1 protein-coding gene is annotated in these 1067 nt (G+C 72.4%); it reads right to left on the bottom strand.

The features are described from left to right. A partial coding sequence (locus KME75_RS41855; RefSeq protein WP_219420575.1) for an ISAs1 family transposase occupies positions 1 to 1025 on the bottom strand: 1025 nt, incomplete at its 3' end. Positions 1026 to 1067 lie beyond the last annotated feature (42 nt).

The raw sequence follows: 1067 nt of genomic DNA, 5'->3' as shown, positions 1-1067 counted from the left end.
GCGGGGCTGGCGAGATCGGCGGGCAGGCTGGTGATCCCGTGGATGATCTCCTTGGTGTCCCAGATGCCGTCCAGGCCACCGACGTCGCGGCGCAGTCGAAAGACTTGGCGGGCGCCGGGGAACAGGGAGTCGTCGGTGTCGGTGGTGCGGATCGAGCGGCGTTCGGTGCGGCCGTGGCCGCGGTCGTGCTCGACTGCGCTGGTCTCCACCCAGTCGGTGTCGGGCCCGGTTAGCACGGCACGGGCGGCGGCGAGGGTGAGCGGCTGGTTTCCCTTGAGGATCAGCAGGTAGTGGGCGTGCAGCTGCTCGGTGATCATGCGGGCGGTCTTCTTGGTGGTGTGCAGCGCGTCAAGGGTGAACACCATCCCCGCGGCGTCCAACCCTGCCAGCAGCGCCTCGACCTGGGCGCCTTCCCCCTTCTTGTCGGGGATCTGACGCTGGCCCAGCACCACCCCGGTGTGGTGAGAGATTGCGCCCAGCAGGAACGTGCGGGCACCCGTGCCGGTGCGCGCACCGCGCAGGGCCTTGCCGTCCACCGCCGCGGCGGGCAGCAGCCCCGCCGGCCGCGGATGAGAGGTCACGCGCTGTGCTGCGCGGCGTTGTTCGCGCTCGGGCGGGCCCGCAGCTTCGGGTAGCACCGGGCCCGGGCTGGTGCCGCGGACCACGTCCGCGGCGAACCCGCACGCCTGGCGGTCCAGCGCGTCCCCGTCCAGATTGCCCAGCACCCGACGGAAGGTGCGTTCGCTGGGCACCACATACCGGCCGCGCAGCGCATCCCGGCGGGCCCCCAACCGCCCCAGCACCTCCTGCGGGGTGCGCGCGGCCCACTGCCAGATCGCGGTCACCGAGTCGTTGCCCACCACCAACGTCGCGCACGCCGCCAACGCCAAGATCACCACCAACTCATGGCGCCGGCCGCGCCGCTTGCGCCGGTCCACCACCGCTGAGAGCCGCGCCAGCAGCGACGACGCCGGACCCGCTGACCCCGACCCGAGCGGATCGTCCTTGCGGGCCAGCTCCGCCAACTGGCCAAGGACAGGACTGATCGGCGATGATGGGGGCACGAG

The organism is Pseudonocardia nigra (genome assembly GCF_019396355.1).
Classification (GTDB): Bacteria; Actinomycetota; Actinomycetes; order Mycobacteriales; family Pseudonocardiaceae; genus Pseudonocardia; species Pseudonocardia nigra.
Note: the sequence above shows the minus strand (reverse complement) of the source record. Positions and strands in the feature narration are given on the sequence as shown.